The following is a 24,211-nucleotide window of genomic DNA, read 5'->3' as shown; positions in this document are numbered from 1 at the left end:
CTGCAACACATCACGATGGTTGAGAATTTGACCTTTGGGGTAAGGTAATATTAAGCGATTTAGGGTACGATCCCTTCCGCCTACTAAATGATAGAAGGGAGAGAGAGACATGGAAATCGAACGCATTAATGAGAACACCGTTAAATTTTATGTTTCATATCATGACGTTGAACAGTTAGGCTTCGACCGCGAAGAAATTTGGTATAATCGAGAACGAAGCGAACAGTTATTCTGGGAAATGATGGATGAAGTAAACGACCAAGAGAACTTTCAAGCAGACGGTCCGCTATGGATTCAGGTTCAGGCTATGGACAAAGGACTTGAAGTGATCGTTACTAAAGCGCAGGTTTCCCAAGACGGGCAAAAGCTCGAACTCCCTAGTGATGATGGTAAATCAATTGATGTACCTGTAGACGAGAAATTAGAGAACTTACTTGACGATAAATATACTAATGAAGACACTTCACATGACAACAGCGATTATGATGACGAAGAGGATGAAGAGGATTTCGCACCTCTGCAATTTACTCTTCGCTTTAAAGAATTCGAAGATATCATTCAATTGAGTCATTATATGGATGAAAAAGCAGAATTTGTGGAGAACAAGCTTTTCCACTTTGAAGATGCCTATTATTTATATATTCAATTCAATGATGAAAATATGAGTGATGACGACCAAGAAAATATTTTAAGTCAGCTCATGGAGTTCGGCCACGAGTCGTCGATTACAATTTATAGACTGCAGGAATATGGGAAACCAATCTTTGACAAGCAGGCACTTGGCCAGGTGAAAGATCATTTTCCAGCGAACTAAGCACACTACCGTATGTAGTGTGTTTTTTTGTGTGAAAGTATATAAATAAATGAAGAGTTCTGAGAGACTCCATTAGGAATAAAGGGTTCTCACGTTTACTGTCGAATATATTATGATGGAGGTGATTTATGTTTCATGCCCTTAATGAAAAAGATGAACTGTTAACGATTTATCAGCTGGCCCCCGACGATATATTACAAATGAAGAAAGAAGCTTCTTTCTATTGTCCTGACTGCCGAGAAGCTTTACTGCTAAGGTCCGGACCATTAACTACCCCGCACTTTGCTCACTTTCCAAGCAGCTTATGCACTCGCAAGAGAGGAGGAGAAAGTGAGGTGCACGAAAAAGGTAAGCTATTGCTTTATGACTGGCTTTATCACCAAGGATACCGCGTTGAGATGGAGCCTTATCTTTCTGATATCAGCCAGCGTCCCGATCTGATGCTGACGATAGGAGAAAAAAGGATAGTTCTTGAACTGCAATGCTCAACCATTTCTCCTGAAGAAGTTAAAAAGCGAAGCGAAGGTTATCATACCATGAATATTTTTCCCCTGTGGCTGTTAGGCGGCCGCCAGTTTTTCCGCTCTGGCCGATCACTTCTTAAAACGAATTCCTTCCATAGAGTTCTCCACTACCATTTCCACAATCAGTACTTCCTGTATTTTTTTGATGTCACTCAAAGAGCGATTGTTACAGCTAGTCCACTTCAAAGTCTTTCTCCTTCTATGAATATCTCCGCTTTCTCCCATTTTCCCTTAAGCAGCTCTCGATTCACTCAGCTCTTTACGGCTTGCCATAAGAAGAATCCTTCCTTTTACAGCCTCTGGCTTAAGCAGATGTCCCGGTATCGAACCACTTACCGAAAGAACGCGGGCAGTGAGGAACGCCAGCTGAGACAGCTGCTTTATTTAAGAAGCATGCACTTTTCATTAATCCCAAGCCTCTGCTATTTGCCGGTAAAGAGCCAGCTCTTAAGCGCAAAACCCGCTTATATCTGGCAGACCCGTTTTGTTGTGGATCATTTTATGAAAAGGCCGTCTGGGGCACAAATTTACGTGCCGCCATCCATGAAATTGTCTGCACTAAACGACTATGAGGCTGATCTTCTTGAAGAATATTTAGCGGCACTTTCTGTATTTAACATAGTAAAAAAAATAAGTCCGTTTAAATGGGTTAAGCTAAAGGATATAAACTGGCCAAAACACGTGGAGGAAGCTCTAAAAGAGGATGAGAAGGTGATAAACCATTTGAAAAAATCCACGTATATGGCAGGATTTTAGCTGGAAAATCGAGAAATGTTTAGGGTGACGAATTTATTGCCTGAGGAGGATGAATGATGGGAACGAAACAGCTGCCTAAAAGAGAAGAAGTGCCTAAAGAGCGTACTTGGGATTTAGAATCAATTTTTGCAACTGATGAAGAATGGTATAAAGAATTAGAAAATACAAAAGAAATGGTGCCTGAAATTGAAAAGTTTAAAGGAACACTAGGTGAGTCAGCGGCTCATCTTTATAAGCTGCTCAAACTGCAGGATCAAATATCAAATAAGATGGGCTTGCTCTTTACGTATGCCCATATGCGCAATGATCAGGACACCACGAACTCCTACTATCAGGAAATGAATGCTAAAGCAGAAAGTCTGTATACAAAAGTAGCTTCATCGATGAGTTTTATTGTCCCTGAAATACTTTCACTGCCTGAAGGGAAAGTGGATCAGTTTATCAATGAATTAGATGATTTGAAAGGGTACGAGCATGCGTTAAAAGAAATTACCCGCCGCCGGGATCACGTGTTAAGTGAAAAGGAAGAAAGGCTGTTAGCCGGATTTTCCGAAGTGGCTTCAAGTCCATCTCAAACGTTTGGAGCTTTAAACAATGCCGACTTAAAATTCCCGACGATTAAGAATGAAGAAGGGGAAGAAGTCGATCTTACCCACGGACGTTATGTAGGGTTTCTTAAATCGCAAAACCGTGAAGTGAGAAAGAACGCATTTCTAGCGATGTACGAGACGTTTGGTCAATTTAAAAATACGTTTGCGTCCACTTTAAGCTGCAATGTGAAAAAGAACAATTACTTCGCGACTGTAAAAAATTATGAGCGGGCTCGCGAGAAAGCGCTGGATAATAATAATATTCCAGAGTCTGTGTACGATAATTTAATTGAAGCGGTCAATGAGCGCCTGCCTTTGATGCACCGTTATGTAGAGGTTCGCAAGAAAATTCTCGAACTTGATGAACTGCATATGTATGACATGTATACACCGCTCGTGCAGGATGCTGAAATGGAAATTTCGTACGAAGAAGCACAGGAGCTTGTCCTTGATGGCTTAAAGCCTCTTGGTGATGAGTATGTGAGCATCGTTAAAGAAGGGTTTACTAACCGATGGATTGACGTGGAGGAGAACAAAGGGAAACGCAGCGGGGCTTATTCCTCCGGTCATTACGGCACCAACCCGTTTATCTTAATGAACTGGCAGGATGACGTGAATAATTTATTTACACTGGCCCATGAATTAGGCCACTCTCTGCACAGTTACTACACTCATAAAAATCAGCCGTACCGTTATGGCAACTACTCGATTTTCGTAGCAGAAGTAGCCTCTACATGCAACGAAGCACTGTTAAATGATTATATGCTCAAGAAGACAAATGATAAAAAAGAGAAGCTGTACTTACTGAACAACTTCTTAGAAGGCTTCCGAGGTACGGTGTTCCGTCAGACGATGTTTGCGGAATTTGAGCATGAAATTCATATCCAGGCCCAGAATGGCGAAGCCTTAACGGCAGAAAAATTAACGCAGATCTATTATGATTTAAATAAAAAATATTTTGGCGATGATATCGTCATTGATGAAGAAATCGGTTTGGAATGGGCGAGGATTCCACATTTTTACATGGGTTACTATGTGTATCAATATTCTACAGGCTATGCGGCAGCGACAACCCTGGCGGAGCAAATATTGACAGAAGGAGAGCCAGCTGTTGAGCGATATAAGAGCTTTTTAAAAGCCGGCTCAAGCGATTACCCAATTGAAGTGCTGAAACGTGCAGGGGTAGATATGACTTCGAAAGACCCTATCTATGAGGCGCTGGATGTATTTGAGCAGAAGCTTGGCGAGATGGAAGAATTATTAAAATAATTACATCGTGTGGGGCCGAGGAAAGCTGGCAGGGTCCCTTTTTATGAAATAAAACAAATACATTAACAGTGGAAGGTAAACAAAAAAAGTTCCGCAGGTTATAAGAAACCGCGGAACTTTTTCTTATGAAAGACAATCGTTGGAAAGAAATAGAATCCTGCGACCAGCAGGGGAATGGATATATAAATAGGAAACATCCTCATTAAAGCGAGCAAATGGAGCCCGCAGAGGAACAGAAGAGCAAGCATATATAGAATAACTAAGCTGATTTTCATCATAATCCCCGCTCCCTGTCAGGTTTTTATATAAAAACTTATGCAGGAAGCGGAAAATTATGAAAGCTTGTTTAGACATAAGAAGGCGCCACTTTAAGCGTATAACTTGAAGTGACGCCTTCCTATGATATTAAGCTTCGATATATTCCCAAAACGCCCCATGTTTAACCGGTACTTCGCGGGCTTTTTGTTTTAATACGAGCTTGCCCATTTCACGGCGGGCCTGCTGTTCCGTCCAGTCATAAACGACGGCTACTTCTTTATTCGCAACAAACTTATAATGATTTAAAAAGTCCTCTAAGGATGGCTTTTTAGCCGGTTTAGGATCTTTCTGGAGCATTTCTTTTAATACTTTTACATACACATCATAGCTGTACGAGCCGGTGATTTTAAGTCCTGCATCTTCTTCCGATTCATTGAAAAGCACGATAGAAGGCGCTGAATCGACGTCCATTTCTCTCGTTAACTTAATATCACACTGCAAGGCTTTTTGGGCAGATTCAGAGTGCAGGTCTTTTTTAAATTCGCTAACATCCAGCCGGCTCTTCTCAGCGCATGAAATGAGCACTTCTTCATTGGAGATATCCTGTTTTTCTAAAAAAACGTACTCCTGGATCTTACGAAGAAATCTCATTCCTGCTTTTTTCCCTTGCAGCTCGGCAGCTTTAACCGCGAGTGCAGTAACTAAAGGGGAAGAAACCGGGTTTTCAATCCAGACATCACCGTCACAGCACATGCCGGTGCGCGATGCTGTATTATCCCAGACTTTCTTAAGCTTCTCCGGCTTTCCTGAAGAACATTTCTGGAGGGAGGCTAAGTTTCCGCTGAGAATCGGGCGGAGAGTAAAGAACCGTCCATATTCGATGGTAAGCTTTTTAATAACTGGTTCGAGTGACCAGCATTCGGGGCAGAGCGGATCAATGAAAACGTACATCTCAACCGGTCTTTTTAACAAATCAAAGAAGCCACTAGATGTACCCGGCTGCTCATTCGAGCTATTTAAGCTTTTCCAGCTCACAACGATTCTCCTTTCTCATCCTCTGGCGTATTCATCATGTGGTTGGCGGTCATCGTCAGACGATCGAGCATAGCCGTTCGGTATGGTTCCTCGATTTCCGCGTCCCTTAGAGCTTTATCCATGCAGGAAAGCCACGCATCCCTTCTTGTCGGGGTGATGGCAAACGGCATGTGACGTGCTCTTAGCATGGGATGTCCGTGCTCCTGAATATAGAGCGGCGGCCCTCCAAAAAACTGAGTTAAAAATTGTTTCTGTTTTCGTCTTGTTTCTGATAAATCATCCGGAAAAATCGGGATGAGATCAGGATGCTGACTTACATAATTATAAAAATGATCGACGAGTTCGTTGAGCTTCTGCTCTCCGATCGCTTCATATATAGTGCCTGGTGTCGGTTGCATAAAATCCCTTCCTGTCTGTTTATATATTTTAGCAACGGTCCATTGACTCGGCAACTAATCTGATTTAGCTTGAAAGAATCGTTTAATCTTATTATCGGTTTTTCTCCGTGGAATATGATAACGATCGAGAAGTTCCTGAAAGACCTTTTCGCCAGTTTCTCTAGAATCAGCTTCGAGCTCCAGTTCATAGTCGTCTTTTCCATAGTAAAAACTGTGATCTAAGACAACGGTCGTGTTTTTATAGGGCTGTTCTTTCCTTCGTGTCGTGAGTGATCCCATATAGTTAAGATCCTCATAGGAAATACCGAGCTCTTCAAGCTGGGGGCCTACGTGTTCAGCCTGTGTAGGACGGCCGATGATCCACTGATTGACTTCCTCCTCTGTTAGAGAATCATGAGTTTCAAGTAATCCTTCAGAATGAGGCTGTTTTAGAGTTAAGGTCCACGTCTCCTTTTTCCTGCGGATTCTTAAGGCGGCTCCCTGTTCTCTTAAGCGGAAGTCATCCGTTTCAAAATAATAGTTGGTCTGTTCAATAAGTGCAACTGATTCAAATTTTAATTGCTGATAAAGCGTGTTAAACTCTTCTTCAGCCAGAAGGTTTTTAAATTCGATTTCAATTTCTTGGGCCATATGATTCACCTCTATAGTTAATTATGATTTAAATAGGATGTTAATTGCAAAGATTAAACATTCTCAGTCAAGATATTTCTGGTAGATATGATACAATACAAGGGATACATAGGATGAAAGATGTATGAATGAAGGATACATAAAGGTGGTCTCGCAGAGCATGAATTGGGATATTTTTATAGCACCTTATTCGCAGGTAGTTGAAGAGCTTAAGGTTAAATTAAAGGGAATGAGGCAACAATTTGAATATGAGCGTGATCAATCCCCGATTGAATTTGTTACAGGACGGGTAAAGCCTAAATCAAGCATCATTGAAAAATCACGCAGAAAAGGGATTAAGCCTGAGCAGATTGAAGAAGAGCTTCAGGATATAGCCGGAGTCCGGGTTGTCTGCCAGTTCGTCGATGATATTTACGCGGTCGTTGAAATGCTGAGGAACCGCCATGACTTTGATATTGTCGAAGAAAAAGACTATATTTCAAAGAAAAAAGACAGCGGCTACCGTTCGTTTCACGTCATTATCCGCTATCCCGTTGAAACCATTCACGGGGAAAAAATTGTACTGGCTGAAATACAGATCAGAACGCTGGCTATGAATTTCTGGGCGACGAATGAGCACTCCTTAAACTATAAATATGCTGGACAGATCCCTGCGCAAATTAAAGCAAGGCTCCAAAGCGCGGCAGAAGCAGCTTTCCAGCTGGATGAAGAAATGTCGAAGATAAAAAATGAAATCCAGGAAGCTCAAAAAATATTTACAGTTAAAAAAAGCAGGGAAAAGAAGTAAACACAACAGCAAAGGAGTTGAAATACATGAAGTTTGCCATTCTCTCTAAAGGGGATAAGAAATCAAACGAAATCCGTACAAAAATAAAAAATTACTTGAGTGAATTTAAGCTTGAATATGATGAGAAGGAACCGGACCTTGCCATCTCGGTCGGAGGGGACGGGACGCTTCTTGAAGCTTTTCATACGTATGTGCATCGGCTGGATGAAACGGCATTTATTGGTGTACATACCGGCCACCTTGGGTTTTATACGGATTGGACCCCGGATGAATTAGAAAAACTGATTATCGAAATTGCCCGCACCCCCTACCAGGTGGTGGAATACCCGCTTCTTGAAGTCATCATCAGGCCAAAAGGCGATGGCGAAGAAGCGCGCTACCTAGCTCTTAATGAGTGTGCAATTAAGACACCTGAAGGCTCTGTGGTGCTCGATATTGAAATTAAAGGCGAGCATTTTGAAACCTTTAGAGGAGACGGTCTTTGTATTTCAACTCCATCGGGAAGTACGGCGTACAATAAAGCGCTGGGAGGAGCGATTTTACATCCTTCCTTAGAAGCGATTCAAATAGCAGAAATGGCCTCCATTAATAATCGTGTCTTCCGGACGATAGGCTCTCCGCTGATTCTGCCGGGTCATCACACGTGCTTATTGAAGCCGAAGAATGATAAAAGCTTTCTATTTATGATTGATCATATTACGAAAACGTATAAAGACGTTAAATCCATTCAGTGCCGCGTGGCTAAAGAAAGAGTCCGCTTCGCGAGGTTCCGTCCGTTTCCTTTCTGGAAGCGGGTGAGTGATTCTTTTGTGGCGGATGGGTATAAACAATGACCCCGTTAGTGAAGAGATGGCAGGTGCCTGAAAATACGACGATCAATAACTTTCTAAGAAAGAAAGCTTTATTTTCAAGGCAGCTGCTTAAAAAGGTAAAAGTGGAAGGATCCTTCTTGATTAACGGTGAACCTGTTCCTCACTGGAGCTCTTTACAATCCGGAGATACGCTTGAAGTAAGGTTTCCAGAAGAACAACGGGGCGATCGAATGGAAGGGGAGCCGAACACGTTGAAAATTGTTTATGAAGATGAGGATATTATTGTTCTTAATAAACCGGCACAAATGGCGGTTTCTCCGGGAAAGGATCACGAATCCGGCACACTCGCTCAAGCTCTGCTGTACCATTATGATCAACAGAAGCTTCCATATACGGTTCACATCGTCACAAGGCTTGACCGTGATACGACAGGACTCATCTTAATAGCGAAGCACCAGTACAGCCACAGCATACTTTCAAGCTCGCTTGGTAAGGTGGAAAGAAGGTACACGGCCCTCGTTGAAGGGAGACTGCTTAGTAAGGGCGGCATTATTGACCGGCCGATCAAGCGCCAGCCAGATTCGATTATCCGGCGTCAAGTGGACCCGGACGGCAAGAAGGCAGTCACAGAATTTAAAGTTAAAAGAATAGGACGGCGTCTGACGAAAGTGGAATGTAAGCTGCATACAGGCCGTACCCATCAGATTCGAGTCCATATGGCTTCGATCGGCCACCCGGTAGCCGGGGATCGTTTATATGGCCGTGGTCCGATGAAGGGGTTTGAAGATGGACAGGCTCTGCACTGCCACCAGCTTGTGCTGCAGCATCCTTGGACTGGTAAACAAATGATGTTTACTGCAGACCCGCCCGCCAAATGGAAGTTATAAAAAGCAGGCTTTCGAGAAAGTCTCAACAGTTTTTCTCATGGAGTTTCCTAATTAAAGCTAGCATGGTTGGTGGATTCCATTAAAGGGGTCGAATGGGGCGGGAACCGCTTCGCTTTGTAGCGGACGAACGCCCAAGCCTACCCGAGAAACCCATTCTGCGGGGTCTCGGATCGTCCGTTTTTTTAGCAGGAGTCTCGCTCCTTCCCTTCCCATTACGAAGAAAAAGGTGAATGGAATCCTGCTCAGAGGAATCAGCTAACCTTTCACCTGGTAATCTTGCATCCTTAAGAGTGTAGACCCCGGGAAGAGAGCTAATAGAACAAGAGAGAAAAACTTATGAGGATAGGGGCGAAGGGAAACGGGGAGACTCCTGCGGGAGAAAAGAACAGGGTGAGATCCCTAAAAGGCGAAGCCTTAAGGAAGCTCACCGTACGCACAGGGAAAGCGATCCGTTTGCCGGAGCCCTTTGCTGTATCCGATCCTTTGAAAGAAAAGTCGGTCGTCCGCTGCATGAGATTTTCTCTACAAGCTGAAAGCAGGCTTCGAAGGAAGCCTGCTTTTTTTGTGAAATCCTCTGAAAAGCGACTGGTACTCGTGGCTGTTCAGTAAGGATGAGAGTTTTTGCGTTAGGAAGAAAAAGTATTGAATTTTTCTTCGACAAGCGGCATGGAAGAAGGAACAGTGACTACTACTTCTTCCGGCATGCGAAAAGCGGTCAGCTTATTGCCAAACACACAGCCGGTATCAATATTGACCGTTTGATTTACGAACCTTGGTTCATATACCGGAGTATGCCCGTAAACGACCCACCGATCTCCTCTATAATGCTGGGCCCAGTCTCTTCGCTCCGGGCGCCCATCAGGCAATTTCGCTCCTGTTATATCCCCGTAAAGGACAAACGTTTTTACGCGCTTGTTTGTTAATCCGATATCTTCGTGGCGGATCCCGGCATGAGCGATGACGGCATTCGCTTCAGGAAGCTCCCAGTATAAGGGGGACTGATCGACAAGCTCAAGAAACTGGTGTTTGACTCTCTTCTGCTCTCTTGGAGAGAGACTTCGGTATTCGGCTGCCGTTGTTTCTAAACCGTGCTTTTCTTGGACAGGGTTTCCTTTAAAAAAACGGTACAGCTTGTTACAGTGGTTTCCGGGTACATAAAGAGCAAGCTTTTCTTGAATGACCAATTTATGGACTAAGCGGATCGTTTCAATCGATGCCGGCCCTCGATCTGTAATATCCCCTAAAAAAACGGGGGTGCGTTTTTGCGGATGGACAGGGAGGCCCTCCTTCCACTCATAGCCCATCTTCATGAAGAGGTCTTTAAGTTCGTCCAAACAGCCGTGAACATCACCTATGACATCAATTTTCAAAGCAACCATCCTTCCATTCCAGCAGGGAGTTAAATACCGTGTCGTTTGTTTCATTTATTATTAAAAAACTTGTGGTGAATTTAGAGTTCTGCTATATTCTGATAAACCGCAGAATTAGCTGTACCACCATGATTCTTCCCAATTACTTAAAGTTGTAATCATCAGGCAGTTCTCTATCGTTGACAAAAAGAAAACAGGCGATTATTATAAAACGGTCTTTTTATACAGGAGAAGGAGGGAGTAGAATGGAGCATTTAGATGATCAAAGCCGCAGGGAACTATGGAGCAACATCCAGGATGCCCTTTTTAACGAGCAAATTGATCAGTTCAGAGCAGAATTTTTAGAATTGCACCCTAATGATCAGGCGAAAATTTTCGAAGAAGTAGATGATAGTGTCCGCCTGCAAATCTACACCTACTTATCTCCTGAAGAAGTAGCAGACGTGATGGAACATATCGATTATGAAGAAATCGAGCCTTTCTTCTCGGAAATGGATCCGAGATTTGCCGCACAGATCTTAGCAGAAATGTCTACGGATGATGCGGTCGATATTTTGAATGAACTCGACAAAAACAAAGTAGCAAGCTTTTTAACGATAATGGATGACGATTCAGCGGATGAGATTAAAGATCTTCTCCATTATGAAGAAAAAACCGCCGGATCGATCATGACTACGGAATTTGTTGTCGTCAAAGCGGCGATGACGATTCGTGAAGCAATGCTTCATTTAAGAAAAGAAGCACCGGATGCAGAAACGATTTATTACACGTATGTCATTGATGACGATAAACGGCTGGTTGGAGTAATTTCTTTAAGAGATCTGATCATCTCTGAAGAAGACTGGCTGATTTCTGATGTGATGAGTGAACGTGTCGTGTCCGTATCAGTTGGAGAAGACCAGGAAGAGATTGCACGTATGATGAGGGACTATGATTTCCTCGCACTTCCTGTTGTTGACTTTCAGCACCATTTGCTTGGGATTATTACGGTCGACGATATTATGGACGTTATGGAAGAAGAGGCGAGCGATGACTATAACAAATTTGCCGCCATTTCTGATGTCGACAGCCCGGACGATCATGCGTTTACTTCCGCGAAGAAACGCCTTCCATGGCTGATTATCCTTTTATTCCTCGGAAGCTTAACAGCCAGCCTGATCGGACGTTTTGAGAATACGCTCGACCAAGTAGCGATCCTGGCTATATTTATACCTTTAATCGCTGGGATGGCCGGTAACACAGGTACCCAGGCCTTAGCCGTTGCCGTGCGCGGTATTGCAACAGGCGAAATTGATAAACAAGGAAAAGCCCAAATGATCATGCGAGAAGCAGGCACGGGGTTGATTACCGGAGTAAGCTGTGGTGTCATTATTACCTTTGTCATATATTTCTGGCAGAATAATTTCTATTTAGGTTTATTAGTCGGACTTTCCATTATGTCGACATTGCTTGTTGCTACATTAGCAGGAGCACTCGTTCCGTTAGTGATGCACAAATTTAATATTGACCCGGCTGTAGCCTCAGGGCCGTTCATTACGACGATTAATGACATCATTTCTATCCTCATTTATTTCGGTATGGCTACAGCATTTATGAATCTATTAATTTGAAAGGAGGAACGGGCTTATGGAACACGGAGCTTCCGTTACTTCACTCGTTATAGTAATTATCGCCGCATTCCTTACACCAATCCTGCTTCATCGCTTTAGGCTGAAAATGATTCCAGTCGTAGTGGCTGAGATCATTGTTGGACTGATTATCGGTCAGAGCGGGCTTAATATCGTACACCCAGACGAGTGGCTTGAGATCTTATCTACTCTTGGGTTTATATTTCTTATGTTTCTAAGTGGTTTGGAAATTGACTTCTCTTTATTTGGGAAAAAGAAAAAAGCAGCACAGGAAATCAAGGGTGGCGATCCGCCAAGTCCAGTAATGCTGGCTTCCATTGTTTTCGTAGGAATCTTTATCCTGTCTCTTGGACTGTCTTATATATTCGTCCTGGCAGGGTTCATAGATAATGCCTTCTTAATGACGCTGATTATTTCAACGATTTCTCTTGGGGTCGTCGTACCGACCTTAAAAGATGCAAATATGATGAAATCAGAGATTGGGCAGACCATTCTGCTGATTGCTGTAATTGCCGACTTGGCAACAATGATTCTGCTGGCCGTATTTGTTTCGATTTACGGCGAAGGCGGAGGAAATATGTGGCTTCTGCTCGTTCTGTTTGGAGCAGGCGTTCTGTTGTATTCATTAGGCAGAAGATTTAAAAACCAGTCCTTTATTGAATCAATGACCAAAGGTACGATTCAAATTGATACACGCGCCGTGTTCACCTTGATTATCGTACTCGTCGCTGTTTCAGAAACAGTAGGAGCAGAGAATATTCTTGGTGCGTTCCTGGCGGGGGCTCTCGTATCCTTGCTGTCCCCTAACCAAGAGATGGTGAAGCGTCTCGACAGCTTCGGTTATGGATTCTTAATTCCGATCTTTTTCGTAATGGTCGGTGTTGAGATTAATCTATGGAACTTATTATCAGACCCTAGGATTCTTATTCTCATTCCATTATTATTCATAGCCTTGCTTGTTTCTAAGCTTGTGCCCGTTTTCATCATGCGTAAGTGGTATGATATGAAAACCGTTGTGGGCTCTGGTTTTCTATTAACTTCTACGCTGTCGCTTGTAATTGCCGCGGCTGCGATTGCCGAGCGTGAAGGCATGATTGATGCTCAGATGGAAGGAGCGCTCATATTAGTAGCCGTTCTGACGTGTCTGATTACGCCAATTGTCTTTAAGCGAATCTATGGAAAAGCAGAAGACGGAGAGCATGTGCAATCCGTCGCATTTATCGGTTCTAATCAAATGACGCTTCCTGTTGTTCGCGAATTAGATAATCATCTCTTTGAAACCCATCTTTATCATACGAAAAATGATAAGATCGACGAAAAAGTCTCCAGATCATCTTTTGATATTAAAGAGCTTGAATCATATGATGTGGAGGCGATGAAAGAAATTGGCGTGTTTAATGTTGATATTCTCGTTGTATCGACAGGAGATGAAGAGCGTAATGCATCGATCGCTAAGTTTGCTAAAGACATGGGCGTTGATCGTGTCATCGTTCGTGTGGAATCGCCAGCGTTAAGTGAAGAAATGAAGGAACATGATATCCACATCTTTTCGGTTCTCATGTCAACTAAGATTCTTCTAAAAGCTATGATTGAAGCACCGAGCGTTATTGATATTATGACCCAGCAGGATAATGCGCTATACCAAATCAATATGAACAACCCGATTTTCAACGGCATTTATTTACGAGAGTTTCCTTTTACAGGAGACGTGATTATGGTACGGATTTTCCGCGGCACGGATTCGATCGTTCCCCACGGAGATACCGAACTGAAGCTTGGTGACAGGCTGATCGTCACCGGCACGCACGAATATGTCGATGAGCTGCGCACACAGCTTGAATATGGCAGTTAATAAAAGCAGGCTTAAAGCTGTCGAGAAAAACCTCGACAGCTTTTTTAGGCCAATTTGTATTTTAGAACCGGGTATTATAGAATGAGAGCAGGTATTAAGAACAAATGCTAACCTCAAGGAGGATGTTAAATGAATTTATCACTCGAAGGCCGTACATACGTTGTTATGGGTGTTGCGAACAAGCGAAGCATTGCCTGGGGGATTGCCCAATCTCTTAATAAAGCAGGAGCCCGTTTGATTTTTACATATGCTTCTGAGCGTTTTGAAAAATCTGTACGTGACTTGGCAGAAACGCTGGAGGGTCCGGAATCTCTTTTTTACGAATGTGACGTAACGAATGATGAAGCGATCATTCAAACATTTGAGGACATCCAAAAAGATGTAGACGTTATACATGGACTGGCTCACTGTATCGCATTTGCCAACCGTGATGAGCTCAAAGGCGAGTACTTAAATACGAGCCGTGACGGCTTTCTAACCGCTCACAATATCAGCTCCTATTCTTTAACAGCCGTAGCCCGTGCGGCTCAGCCGATTATGTCTGAAGGCGGTGGCATTGTTACTATGACTTATCTTGGCGGTGAAAAAGTCGTAGAAAACTATAACGTCATGGGTGTTGCAAAAGCAAGCCTTGACGCCAGCGTTCGTTATTTGGCGAACGACTTAGGAAAGCACGGAATCCGCGTCAACGCTATTTCCGCAGGCCCGATTCGCACCCTGTCTGCTAAAGGGATCGGCGATTTTAACAAGATTCTTAAAGTGATCGAAGAGCGTGCTCCGCTCCGCCGTCCCGTTACACAGGAAGAAGTCGGCGACACAGCCTACTTCCTTATGAGCGACCTTTCAAGAGGAATTACAGGCGAAATCATTCACGTGGACTCTGGTTTCAGTACAGTAGGATACTAAAGAAAAAGCGCTTCTGCCATAGCAGGGCGCTTTTTTTGTTGCTTTTTTTCGTACATGAAAACTTTTCTAAGCATATACATAGAATGATGATATTAAAAGGAGAGATGAGTCGTGGCGAATAAAAAACAAATCGCTAAACCGCCTATGCTGTACATCACTCAGCCGAACCTGCCGCCAGCTGAAGTCTCGATGCAGACTAGTTTTCGTACGGCCCCTGCGAGAAACACTTCCCTCCAGGAAAAGGAGCTGCGTTTGAGAAATCAGCTGAAGCTTAAGGAGGAAGAAGAAACAGCTCAGAAAGAAGAAAGCCCAGCTCAAAGCAATAATGAGAGTCCAAAAGCAGCTTTGACCAAAGATTTCACGAGATCCAACAGGGAAGAGCGAAGGGACCGCAGGCAGAAATTTAGGGACATGTCTTTAGAAGAAAAAGTTCACTATTTTGTAGAGCTGCCTTCCCAGGTTCCGAAAATGAAGTGTCAGGTCACCGCTTTTGAGGCCAATGACACATTTAAAGGCTACATCAATATGTATGAAGATGGAGTCGTCCACATGAAGACGTTTCAAAAGCCGTTTCAGCAGGAAATTCCTTTTGAAGAAATTAGGGATATCCGCCTGATTGGATTTTAAGAAAAAAACCGCGGCCCTTTTAGGCCGCGGTTTCTTTGATAACTTAGGATAATGCTGTAATTGCCGGTAAGCAGGTTACGTGGCAGAAACAGTTTAAGTCGACTGTGATACAAATACCAGTAGCTCTTAAGTGCTTCGTGAATTGTTTTACTGGAGAGTCTGGATCTTTGCAGTCATCTTTAGGGTCGCGAAGAAGCTCTAATGTAGCACAGCAGTCTTTATCTACGTCTTTTACCCGGAAGTAAAAGCTGGCTTTGATGTCTTCGATGGAGTTGCGTCGAGCTCCAAATCCTTTAAATGGTTTGCAATTTCCTTTGCAGTAAAGAAGCACAGGCACCGTGTCACGTCCTGATCCACCTGTGTCCCCTAGTAACTCTCCAATCGATTGCTCACAACTTGTATCGCAATCAGAAAGTACATCATTTTGTGCCGCAACAATTTCGCTTAAGATGTCGCACACACAATTTCCTGAATCATGATGTTTTCCACAGCTCATTATTTGTTGCCCCTCTCAATACGTATTGACGTAATGTCTTTAATAGAATATGTAGATACCCATATCCGGTGTGGGCATTTGCCATATATGCAAAAAAACAAGGGAATGATTCACAGTTAGGCGATTGACTACACCAAATGGACATTTGCACCATAAAGTAACAATGACTATTAAGAAGGAGATGAAAGGAATGTCTGAAAAAGATAAGAGAAAAGAAAAAGTCATCTACGTTAAAGACTTAGTGATAAAAGCAGACAATGTCATCATTCAGCCTGAAGATCATCATAAAAAAGACGACCGCAAGAAGAAAGAGCACCACAGAGGGTGGGATCCATTCTTCGGAGGAAGACGGGATTTTGATGACGAATCAAAAGACGGTTCCAAACATAAACATAAAAAACACGACGATGAATCCAGCAGCTCTCGCGGAGGGTTTTCCTGGTTTTAGTTAGTGAAAAGGTCACTACCACGTAGTGACCTTTTATTTTAGAACGGGAGGGTACATGCATGGCAGATTGGCTGAACATATTCATACTTGCTTTTGCGTGCTTTCGGCTTACGAGGCTTGTCGTCCAGGATGTGATCTTTGAACCTCTTAGGGCTCCTTTTTTTACAGTAATTAAAGAAGACGGAGAGGAATGGATCGAGCCTAAAGGAGTTATTGGAGAACTGTTAAGCTGCCAGTGGTGTGTTGGTGTATGGATGGCACTTGCTGTTGTCTTTCTTCATTTATTTGTACCTTACAGCGAGCTGTTTCTGCTCGTAATGGCCGTTGCGGGGATGCAGTCGCTGATCTACACATGGAGTGAGCGGGAGTGAAATTGCCGGTGTAAGGGTATGTATAGGTAGAGAGGGAGGGGATTAAATGGGCTATATACTTCCAGTTTCTCAGTTCCAGTATCAGGATTATCAGCAGCGCATTACTCCAGATTCACGCTCGTCTTTCTGCCTTGAGCGTATTTACCCTGTCACTTTAAGAGAGTTTTTCCTGATCTAACGAAGAACAGGAGAGAAGATATCTTTCTTATTTCACACAGCCCCTACACGTCCCGAAAACCGTACATTATAAAAAGGTAAGAAAAAATCAAAAATTAAAGGAACAAGTTTATTCAGAAATTACAGGAAAAGGCCGGCGCTTTAGCGAAACTATATAGAAAGTAAAAAAGCAGGAGAAATTTTCTATGACTTTTAAAAATATCAATCAACATTGTTATATTTACGAAAGCGCGGTTAACGTTGGATATGTAACAGATGGAAAAACCGGTTTGTTAATCGATACAGGCATTGATAAATCATCCGTCAAAAAGGTGGTCAAGGAGCTTGAGCAGCACAAGCTTCCTTTGACACATCTTTTTATTACCCATGCCCATGCCGATCATTATGGCGGAGCTGCCTACCTGCAGAGTCATTACGATATACATACGCTCGCGCCTCATTTAGAGGAGGCTATTTTACGCAATCCTTCTTTAGAACCGCTATATTTATTCGGGGGAAACGACCCTCTGCCTGAGCTGCACAATAAGTTTCTGCAAGGACCTGAGATGCAGGTGGATGAAACGGCTGAAGCAGGGGAACAGCTCATTGGCACCATGCAGGTAGAAGCCATTAGGACCCCCGGCCACAGTTATAATCAGCTCTCGCTATTAGCTTACGATACACTTTATGCAGCTGATGCGTATTTTGGTAAAGACCAGCTTGATAAGCACCGTATTCCTTACATTACCGATGTCGAAAAAACTCTTCAGTCGCTCGAAAAGCTAAAAGGGCTGGACGCCAAAGGAGCGGTTCCCGGCCACGGCAGATATGAGACCGACTTCAAAGATACCCTTCAGGCTAATATCGATTACCATATGAGCATCCTTCATTCTTTAGAAGTGCTTATATACAAGCATCCTGGCGGGATTACTCATGAAGAAGCGGTATCGAGGATGTGTGCCAAATATAAAGTGAAGGCTTCAAAGCTGCCTCAATGGCTGTTATTTAAAACAGCTGTGACCGCTTATCTGACAGGATTAATCCACACTGAAAAAATCACCCACGCCGTGAGTGATTTTAAATGGACGTTTTATCCAGTTCGTTCATAACCCATAATAAAAAGCTCTTCGCCCGGCGTGTATTCTGCAATAAGTACGTCTTCTACCTGAAAGTAATTTTGCAGCCTGAGTTCGGACTCGAGCCAGTTTTTATCCAGGTTCAGTTCTTCTAGATTGTCCCATAGGACCTCTCCATCGCTTATGAGAAGTCTTGGCAGCGTCTGCCTTGTGAGGGGTAAGTTTAAATCAGAGCGAGTAGGAGTATCTGCCGCGGGCTTTTTCATGGCTGAAATCGTTCCATTAGTTTCTAGGACCGCAAACAAAACATCCTGTAGGGAAAAGATGTCTTTTTGCCGCAGCAGATGCTGCAGCTGATTGATATCCAGCTTGCTTTTTTTCATCACTTCAAAGTCAAGCTGCCCCTGTTTAATAAGGACGACCGGGTTCCCCTCAAGCAGGCTGCGAGTTCCTTTAAACTTTTCTGTAATAATTTCTGTTACATAGATCATTGTACCCCATAAAAAAACCGCAAAAGCAATTTGAGTAATTCCTACTTCTTTATCATACAAACCATTGCCGACTAATTCCCCAAGTACAAGCGCAGCGATAAAGTCAAAAGCTGTAATTTGAGTGATTTCGGTTTTTCCAAGCGCTTTCGTCAAAACAAACAAGGCGCCGAAACCAAAGAGGGACTCCACAAGTATTCGCATATAATCCATAAAATCCCCGCCCTTAGTCAATAGTCTTTTAGCATTGTAGACGAGGAAGGGGTCTTTTATACAAAAAGACCTGTTGAATTTCAACAGGTCTTTGCTTTTTTATAAAGTTTTCACCATCGTTACGTGAGGGATGCCCGCATCCATAAACTCATCAGAAACAGTTTCATAGCCTAAATTCTTATAAAATCCTTCGGCATGAGTCTGGGCGTTCAGCTTCGCTTTGGTGTAGCCGGATTCCTTCGTGACGCGTTCCATATGGGCAATCACCTGTTTGCCAAGAGACAAACCGCGGTGAGAGGAAAGGACACAGATGCGCTCGAACTTCCCGTATTCACCGACAAAACGGAGACGCCCGGCAAGCAGCGGTTTATCCTTATCGTAGCCGACGATATGGGTTGCTGTCTCGTCGAAATCGTCGTGCTCATCTTCAGGAGGAACCTGCTGTTCATGAATAAACACGGTTTCGCGGACAGAAAAAGCATCCTTCTTTTCACCATCGTTCGTTACTGTTCGAATCTCCACATCCATGCAGATTACTCTCCCAGACGGAACGTTTCATATACGCTCCAGGCCCCATTTTCGAGCTGGTATAGAAGCTGAAAGCGATCGAGCTTATCCTCAATGTCAAAGTCCAGCATTCTCATACTGCCGTAAACATCAGAGAACTCTTCGTCCGACAGCTTCTGAGCAATTGTAATATGAGGGACAAATGAGTATTCCTGGTTATGAGGGAGGGCCCCTGAATTCAGCTTGTCATTTAGCGTATCAATATCATCATTGTGCTCGATTTTTAAGTAAATCGTGTTAGTCACCGGCGTAAATGAGCTCACTTTACGGATATGAATTTTAAAAGGATGAGATTCCCTGGCAACCTTCTTAAGTTCTGGAATGATTTCGGTTTCCAGCTGCTCTTCGTCAGCCTCAAAAGGTTCTTTTACTGTGATGTGTGGTGGAATTAATGCATAATGCGGGTCATAACGCTTCCTGTAAGAATTAGCCTCATCCTGTACTTTTTTTGATGGAAAGATAGCAATACCGTACTTCATTTTCCGTGACCTCCTATTCTTCCTTAGAAAATATTGATAATAATGCTCTTTTAAAATCCTTCTGCCATGTGCCCCATGTATGATCGCCATCCAGCTCATGAAACTCATAAGAAAGAGGCTGATCACTTAAATAATCACGGAGCTTTAAATTAGGCTCAACAAAATCTTTGACCTGGCCATCCGTAGTTTCCACTTCAGTTTCCTGACTCCCGATCGTGTGGTAGATCGTCAGGGACGACAAATCAGAAATCGACTGAATATAATCCAGTACATCCTCATTAACATAAGGACTCTGCATAATTACATTTCCAAAAATATTCGGGAATCTGGCCGCCGTCATTAAAGCGAGAGTACCCGCAAGAGAATCACCAACAAGCGTCCGGCCCCGTCCCATGCTGTACCCAGGAAGTGTCTCATCAAGAAAAGGTACAACCTCACGAACGAGGAAATTCACATAATCGCCCTGTTTTTCCCCATCCGGATGATACTTCTCCCTGCGGTCATATTTATCATTATAATGGATCCCAATAAATATTGTATTTTCAATTTCCCGTTCAGCGTGCAGCTGATCACTCAGCGTTGCTGCACGCCCCATCTGGAAATAGTCATTGCCGTCCTGCATAATACAGAAATGGTACTTATACAGCGGTGAATAATTCTCCGGGGTATAAACTTTCAGCGTCATTTCTTCATCTAAGTATCGACTAGAAATCGTATAATCCTGCATATTTCCTTTACGTCCCATAAGCTGCCTCCTAACGCCCAACCATTTTTTCGAAAAGATCCTGTCTGCCAAAAAACGGTTTCACCCTTATTTTATCACATTATTCAGGAAAAGGTACTACCGATACACGAAGTGACAGAAAGCACCAAACTTCGACATGTTTTAAAAACATCTCGAAAATTCGTTGACAACATCTTCATGGCGTTGTATATTAGTAATTGTTCGAACAACTTAACACCAGATTTACATAATGATTCCGTAGCTCAGCTGGGAGAGCGCCACCTTGACAGGGTGGAGGTCGTTGGTTCGAGCCCAATCGGAATCATCCATACAAAGTGTTGCGCCATGAGTCGCTTTAAATAGCGGTTTGTGGCGCTTTTACATTTTCGGGGACTTTTATCGTTAACTAAACGTTTCATATACAAGGTTACGGCGCCATTCCAACGAGGGGATGGTGCTTTTTTTTTATGCGAGAAATCGATCAACTATTTCAAACGTTCCTATCGATCAAGTCGGCTGAGGGACGTGCAGACTCGACGTTAAAGCAGTACCGGGATAACTACGGCTATTTTTCGACATTCCTGGCCGACAACACCGGCAGGGCTATCGATAAGAAACTGTTTCGGGAGTACGTTTTATACATGCGTGAGGAATTACATTTAGCCCCGAGTACTATTAACACCCGATTAAAGACATTACGTGTTATGTTTCGGTGTCTGTATGACGAGGAGATTATCAATGCCTACCCGTTAAAAACGTTCCTGACCCCCGTGAAAAGATCGACGTCCTAAACAATGACGAGTTAAAACGATTACTTAAAGCGCCTGACAAAGAATCTTATGCAGGTTACAGAGATTACGTACTAATGCACGTGCTACTAGATGGCATGATGCGGGTTAGCGAGGCGATTAATACCACCGTTAATGATTACAGTATGCACGATAACACGGTGACTATTCGTGCTGAAACAGCTAAGTCACGTAAGACTCGTACGTTACCGTTAAAGCCGATTACTTTACGTCTACTGAAACGTCTAATCGAAGCAAACGAGGATTTCGACAACCCGTACGTTTTTCTAACTAACTACGGCGAAAAGATCACAAGGGATCACTTTAGGAAACGTTTGAATGATCACGCTGAAGTAGTAGGAATACGTAAAAACGTGTATCCGCACATCTTAAGACATTCGGCTGCAACGGCATTTCTCGAGTCAGGCGGGGACATGCGGCACTTGCAGATGTTACTGGGACATGCAGATTTACGTATGGTCGTAAGGTACACGCATCTGTCGAACAAGGCATTAAGGGCACAACACACAAAGTACAGCCCAATCAATAATGTATCGGCAAAGTTAAGTCGACCACGTAAAAGGAAGTTGTAAACAAGCAAATAAAAAAAAAAGAGCGCACCGCCTAACGTACGGACTTGCCGTAGCCAAACGATATGCACTCATCACCTAAATGAAAGTATATCGAAAAAAGGAAAGGCTGTCAAATTCGGCAAGTATGTCTATTTAATCGAACGTACGTTTGTGTGAGGTGTGCCCAATCGGGAGGACACGACATGACCATATACTTATCGGACTATTCCACATTTAACAGTACGCAGGAATTAAACTACCACGTCAAGCAACACGAGGTACATAACCACGAGCATTTAACGGCAAGTGACCGGCAGGTGCTACGATTCATTTCACGTTATTCAGTAAAGTACGCAGGAGCATCGCATCTAAAGGCAGTCACAATCGCTGAGGGTGTCGATAAGTCAGACCGCACTGTACGTAGGATCGTTAGTAAACTCGAAGCGCTCGACATCATCGATAGGGTGCGATTTATACGTCCGAAAAGCGGGGGCACAGGCGCGAATATCATCGTAATAAAACCTTTCGTGACCTCACGTATGACAGAGCGTGAAGTAGACGATAAAGCCCGCAGTAATGCCGAGAATAAGGCATCAAACGACAATGAACCTTTACATAAGCGAGATAAACCTAGTAATACAAATGAGACGCTAGTATTAAAGCATTCGTTGCCACGGGAACTCTATCAAGCGTTTTCTCCGTTCTTTAACGCAAAGGACTTATATAAAACGATAGGAACTCTATACAAAGCGAAGGGATCGATAGATTCAACGTTGAAGGCGGAGGAGAACCCGGAGTATGTAGACGCCTTCTTATCGTGCATCAGACGTTACAAAGAGGGCAAGGTACGTAATCTCCAGAGCTATCTGTACGCAGCATGGAAGAAGGTTAGTCGAGGGCTTTATTTGCGAGAAATGGCTAGACTATATTCCCAATAAGAAAAACGCCACTAATTAGCAGTAGCGTTTTAGGATGGATTATAGGTTTTCCAACATTTCTTCCAATTCTTCGTCGGTTAGTTTGTTAGTTCTTTTTTCGTCGAGAAGAATATCAGCTATACCGTCTCTGAACTGTTGAATTAAACCTCTTTCCTGTTCAGTAATTTCTCTTACGTATTGTTTTTCACTCTTACCAGGGTCTTTTATCTCCTGTTCTCGAATGTCTTTTTTGTAAACTTTAGGGATTACTTCACCTTTTTTAGTGGGCTCTCTTCTTACTAAGCCAGTATCGTTAGCTAAATGATAGTCTTTGCGTCTGGTTAGAACGAAGTGGGTACAGTATTGACTAGCATTATATTTGTAATTTTTCACGGCAATAGTTTTAGGGACGAGTAAGATATCTTTGTTGTGTATTACAAGGGGGCTTCGGTTACATTCTTGCCAACTGTGGGTTTCGGTGTTCCAATAGTGAGCTAACTGTCTCTCTTCTTGGTTTATGTCAATCCCATATTTTCTGCATTGTTCCTCTGTAAACTCTACAAGGTGCATTCTAATTATGTTGACCACTAAATCTGACAATCTGTCCTGTCCAAAATCTTCGACAAATACATGGATATCCTCTAGGCGTTCAATTAGACCTTGGTCAATCATTTGTGCTTCTAGGATGTTATCAAAAACTTTCTCAAGCATTTCAGGGGATGCACCAGTACCTTCTGGAGCATTCGTGGAGAGTCCGAAGCAGATTTCATTAGGTTCTTGGGCATAATGAAATAACTGTTTTGCTTCCTTGTATTGTCGATTTTCGTAAAGGTTGAGAATATGGTTGAAAAAATCCTCAATAGTAGCGGTAGCCTGTCTAAACCATGGTGTGTTTATTGTATGAATCCAACACGGGTCAACATATAATTCAACATCTGTATCGGTATTTACATCGACAAAATCTAACTCACTCTGCCTGGCATTTAACTCCCAAAACTCACTAACTCTCAAATGAATAACCCCCCAGATTTAATTTAACAGTTCAATAGTATCATATATTGTAAATTAATGTAATTAATAGGTGAAATTTACTTTAAAGTTAATAGGAGGTAGCGCTTGAAGAAGGGTGTAAAGCGTATCATTCATCGGCAGCACAACAGGCATACGACCACAAAAAAGACCTTTACCTCCCTAGCAAAGGGGGAAGGTCAAGCGTTTTTTACGTTTAACCTCGATCAACTTTGTCGAAAAATTTTGCGTGTAGGGAAGTTAGAGATTCGAAGGGATTTGTTAGTCAATCGTGAGACATCGACTTGTGAGATTTCTGGCGGAAATGTTTATCACCCCGGCAGGCGCGTTTGCACTTATATGCCCCCCGGGGGGTGTGAACATCAGAAACAGCAAACGTACGGTCGCGTATCACGGTATTTAACGTACGTGAGTTCGTATGACACATAGTCAGATAGTCCCGTTATTGTTCGCATTGCACCCGAATGACATCAGCATAATCACGGTAAATCATCGAGTGACCAACGAGAACCCCGTCATATCAACGTTCATAATGTTCGATGGAACACGAACACTAGTAAACATAATGTATGTTAACGGAAGTAGTTACGGTAATATACCCCCGTTGATTACATCGATAGTCACACGTTGCTTATATGCCGTTGTATGAAGTCGTAGGGGTAACTGGAGTGCGGGGATATTACGTCCATACCCTGGCTTTACGTGGCTTATACGGGGTGTGTGCGTATGGCTAACGTGCCTGGA

27 protein-coding genes and 1 tRNA gene are annotated in these 24,211 nt (G+C 43.1%); 17 read left to right on the top strand and 11 right to left on the bottom strand.

Features of this window, described 5'->3' with window-relative positions:
- Window positions 1–109 precede the first annotated feature (109 nt).
- From mecA to pepF, 3 genes are all read left to right on the top strand, one after another.
- Window positions 110–814: an adaptor protein MecA gene (mecA, locus tag HUS26_RS09535; RefSeq protein ID WP_173916938.1), complete on the top strand. Its 705-nt coding sequence runs from the start codon at window positions 110–112 to the stop codon at window positions 812–814.
- Window positions 815–942: 128 nt separating this feature from the next.
- A complete protein-coding gene (locus HUS26_RS09530) occupies window positions 943–2,094 on the top strand; it encodes a competence protein CoiA (RefSeq protein ID WP_173916937.1) in 1,152 nt (383 codons plus the stop codon).
- Window positions 2,095–2,147: 53 nt separating this feature from the next.
- On the top strand, window positions 2,148–3,953 hold the full coding sequence (gene pepF / locus HUS26_RS09525) for an oligoendopeptidase F (RefSeq protein WP_173916936.1): 1,806 nt from the start codon (window positions 2,148–2,150) through the stop codon (window positions 3,951–3,953).
- A gap of 98 nt (window positions 3,954–4,051) precedes the next feature.
- Here pepF and HUS26_RS09520 read toward each other — a convergent pair whose 3' ends face one another.
- From HUS26_RS09520 to HUS26_RS09505, 4 genes are all read right to left on the bottom strand, one after another.
- Window positions 4,052–4,231, bottom strand: a complete 180-nt coding sequence (locus HUS26_RS09520) for a hypothetical protein (RefSeq protein WP_173916935.1) — start codon at window positions 4,229–4,231, stop codon at window positions 4,052–4,054.
- 127 nt (window positions 4,232–4,358) lie between these two features.
- The gene (locus HUS26_RS09515; RefSeq protein WP_305792001.1) at window positions 4,359–5,246 is read right to left on the bottom strand and encodes a ClpXP adapter SpxH family protein; all 888 of its coding nucleotides are present in this window, start codon (window positions 5,244–5,246) and stop codon (window positions 4,359–4,361) included.
- Window positions 5,243–5,644 carry a globin gene (locus HUS26_RS09510; protein WP_173916934.1) on the bottom strand — a complete coding sequence of 134 codons (402 nt, stop codon included), beginning with the start codon at window positions 5,642–5,644 and terminating at the stop codon, window positions 5,243–5,245. The genes HUS26_RS09515 and HUS26_RS09510 overlap by 4 nt, the downstream gene beginning before the upstream one ends.
- Before the next feature lie 54 nt (window positions 5,645–5,698).
- On the bottom strand, window positions 5,699–6,274 hold the full coding sequence (locus HUS26_RS09505; RefSeq protein ID WP_173916933.1) for a CYTH domain-containing protein: 576 nt from the start codon (window positions 6,272–6,274) through the stop codon (window positions 5,699–5,701).
- A gap of 160 nt (window positions 6,275–6,434) precedes the next feature.
- Here HUS26_RS09505 and HUS26_RS09500 point away from each other — a divergent pair, with 160 nt between their 5' ends.
- The 3 genes from HUS26_RS09500 to HUS26_RS09490 are packed head-to-tail and all read left to right on the top strand — an operon-like array spanning window position 6,435 to window position 8,760.
- On the top strand, window positions 6,435–7,061 hold the full coding sequence (locus tag HUS26_RS09500; protein ID WP_173916932.1) for a GTP pyrophosphokinase family protein: 627 nt from the start codon (window positions 6,435–6,437) through the stop codon (window positions 7,059–7,061).
- Between the two features lie 26 nt (window positions 7,062–7,087).
- Entirely contained in the window at window positions 7,088–7,894 is an 807-nt protein-coding gene (locus HUS26_RS09495) for an NAD kinase (protein WP_173916931.1), read from the top strand.
- Window positions 7,891–8,760: an RluA family pseudouridine synthase gene (locus HUS26_RS09490; RefSeq protein ID WP_173916930.1), complete on the top strand. Its 870-nt coding sequence runs from the start codon at window positions 7,891–7,893 to the stop codon at window positions 8,758–8,760. The genes HUS26_RS09495 and HUS26_RS09490 overlap by 4 nt, the downstream gene beginning before the upstream one ends.
- Before the next feature lie 626 nt (window positions 8,761–9,386).
- Here HUS26_RS09490 and prpE read toward each other — a convergent pair.
- Entirely contained in the window at window positions 9,387–10,130 is a 744-nt protein-coding gene (gene prpE, locus HUS26_RS09485) for a bis(5'-nucleosyl)-tetraphosphatase PrpE (protein ID WP_173916929.1), read from the bottom strand.
- 245 nt (window positions 10,131–10,375) lie between these two features.
- Here prpE and mgtE point away from each other — a divergent pair, with 245 nt between their 5' ends.
- From mgtE to HUS26_RS09465, 4 genes are all read left to right on the top strand, one after another.
- A complete protein-coding gene (gene mgtE / locus HUS26_RS09480) occupies window positions 10,376–11,740 on the top strand; it encodes a magnesium transporter (protein ID WP_173916928.1) in 1,365 nt (454 codons plus the stop codon).
- Window positions 11,741–11,756: 16 nt separating this feature from the next.
- Window positions 11,757–13,610 (top strand): monovalent cation:proton antiporter family protein, encoded by a 1,854-nt coding sequence (locus tag HUS26_RS09475; protein ID WP_173916927.1) that lies wholly within the window; start codon window positions 11,757–11,759, stop codon window positions 13,608–13,610.
- A gap of 129 nt (window positions 13,611–13,739) precedes the next feature.
- Window positions 13,740–14,516: an enoyl-ACP reductase FabI gene (gene fabI, locus HUS26_RS09470; protein ID WP_173916926.1), complete on the top strand. Its 777-nt coding sequence runs from the start codon at window positions 13,740–13,742 to the stop codon at window positions 14,514–14,516.
- Between the two features lie 111 nt (window positions 14,517–14,627).
- A complete protein-coding gene (locus tag HUS26_RS09465) occupies window positions 14,628–15,143 on the top strand; it encodes a CotO family spore coat protein (protein ID WP_254434166.1) in 516 nt (171 codons plus the stop codon).
- A gap of 43 nt (window positions 15,144–15,186) precedes the next feature.
- Here HUS26_RS09465 and HUS26_RS09460 read toward each other — a convergent pair whose 3' ends face one another.
- The gene (locus tag HUS26_RS09460) at window positions 15,187–15,639 is read right to left on the bottom strand and encodes a CotY/CotZ family spore coat protein (protein ID WP_173916925.1); all 453 of its coding nucleotides are present in this window, start codon (window positions 15,637–15,639) and stop codon (window positions 15,187–15,189) included.
- Between the two features lie 190 nt (window positions 15,640–15,829).
- Here HUS26_RS09460 and HUS26_RS09455 point away from each other — a divergent pair, with 190 nt between their 5' ends.
- From HUS26_RS09455 to HUS26_RS09445, 4 genes are all read left to right on the top strand, one after another.
- Window positions 15,830–16,087 (top strand): hypothetical protein, encoded by a 258-nt coding sequence (locus HUS26_RS09455; protein WP_173916924.1) that lies wholly within the window; start codon window positions 15,830–15,832, stop codon window positions 16,085–16,087.
- Between the two features lie 59 nt (window positions 16,088–16,146).
- Window positions 16,147–16,458 (top strand): DUF1360 domain-containing protein, encoded by a 312-nt coding sequence (locus HUS26_RS09450; protein WP_173916923.1) that lies wholly within the window; start codon window positions 16,147–16,149, stop codon window positions 16,456–16,458.
- A 46-nt stretch (window positions 16,459–16,504) separates the two neighbouring features.
- Window positions 16,505–16,636 (top strand): hypothetical protein, encoded by a 132-nt coding sequence (locus HUS26_RS20145; protein ID WP_256371063.1) that lies wholly within the window; start codon window positions 16,505–16,507, stop codon window positions 16,634–16,636.
- Window positions 16,637–16,820: 184 nt separating this feature from the next.
- Entirely contained in the window at window positions 16,821–17,723 is a 903-nt protein-coding gene (locus HUS26_RS09445; RefSeq protein ID WP_173916922.1) for an MBL fold metallo-hydrolase, read from the top strand.
- Here the strand turns inward: HUS26_RS09445 and HUS26_RS09440 are convergent.
- The 4 genes from HUS26_RS09440 to HUS26_RS09425 all read right to left on the bottom strand — a co-directional run bounded on the left by HUS26_RS09440 (window position 17,705) and on the right by HUS26_RS09425 (window position 20,182).
- Entirely contained in the window at window positions 17,705–18,391 is a 687-nt protein-coding gene (locus HUS26_RS09440) for a DUF421 domain-containing protein (RefSeq protein ID WP_173916921.1), read from the bottom strand. The two genes, HUS26_RS09445 and HUS26_RS09440, sit on opposite strands and share 19 nt — an antisense overlap.
- 99 nt (window positions 18,392–18,490) lie before the next feature.
- Entirely contained in the window at window positions 18,491–18,919 is a 429-nt protein-coding gene (locus HUS26_RS09435; protein WP_173916920.1) for a GNAT family N-acetyltransferase, read from the bottom strand.
- A 5-nt stretch (window positions 18,920–18,924) separates the two neighbouring features.
- The gene (locus HUS26_RS09430) at window positions 18,925–19,437 is read right to left on the bottom strand and encodes a YjcG family protein (RefSeq protein WP_173916919.1); all 513 of its coding nucleotides are present in this window, start codon (window positions 19,435–19,437) and stop codon (window positions 18,925–18,927) included.
- A 13-nt stretch (window positions 19,438–19,450) separates the two neighbouring features.
- Window positions 19,451–20,182 (bottom strand): esterase family protein, encoded by a 732-nt coding sequence (locus HUS26_RS09425; protein WP_173916918.1) that lies wholly within the window; start codon window positions 20,180–20,182, stop codon window positions 19,451–19,453.
- A 231-nt stretch (window positions 20,183–20,413) separates the two neighbouring features.
- On the opposite strand from HUS26_RS09425, the gene HUS26_RS09420 reads away from it, so the two are divergent.
- From HUS26_RS09420 to HUS26_RS20230, 3 genes are all read left to right on the top strand, one after another.
- A tRNA-Val gene (locus tag HUS26_RS09420) sits at window positions 20,414–20,486 on the top strand.
- A 142-nt stretch (window positions 20,487–20,628) separates the two neighbouring features.
- Window positions 20,629–20,952 carry a phage integrase SAM-like domain-containing protein gene (locus tag HUS26_RS20235; protein WP_173916917.1) on the top strand — a complete coding sequence of 108 codons (324 nt, stop codon included), beginning with the start codon at window positions 20,629–20,631 and terminating at the stop codon, window positions 20,950–20,952.
- Window positions 20,940–21,542 (top strand): tyrosine-type recombinase/integrase, encoded by a 603-nt coding sequence (locus tag HUS26_RS20230; protein ID WP_173918801.1) that lies wholly within the window; start codon window positions 20,940–20,942, stop codon window positions 21,540–21,542. Before HUS26_RS20235 ends, HUS26_RS20230 begins: the two co-directional genes overlap by 13 nt.
- A gap of 956 nt (window positions 21,543–22,498) precedes the next feature.
- Here HUS26_RS20230 and HUS26_RS09405 read toward each other — a convergent pair.
- A complete protein-coding gene (locus tag HUS26_RS09405) occupies window positions 22,499–23,449 on the bottom strand; it encodes a hypothetical protein (protein WP_173916916.1) in 951 nt (316 codons plus the stop codon).
- Window positions 23,450–24,211: the final 762 nt, after the last annotated feature.

The organism is Halobacillus sp. Marseille-Q1614 (genome assembly GCF_902809865.1).
In the GTDB taxonomy this organism is placed as follows: domain Bacteria; phylum Bacillota; class Bacilli; order Bacillales; family Halobacillaceae; genus Halobacillus_A.
This window is presented reverse-complemented; position numbering and strand designations above follow the sequence as displayed.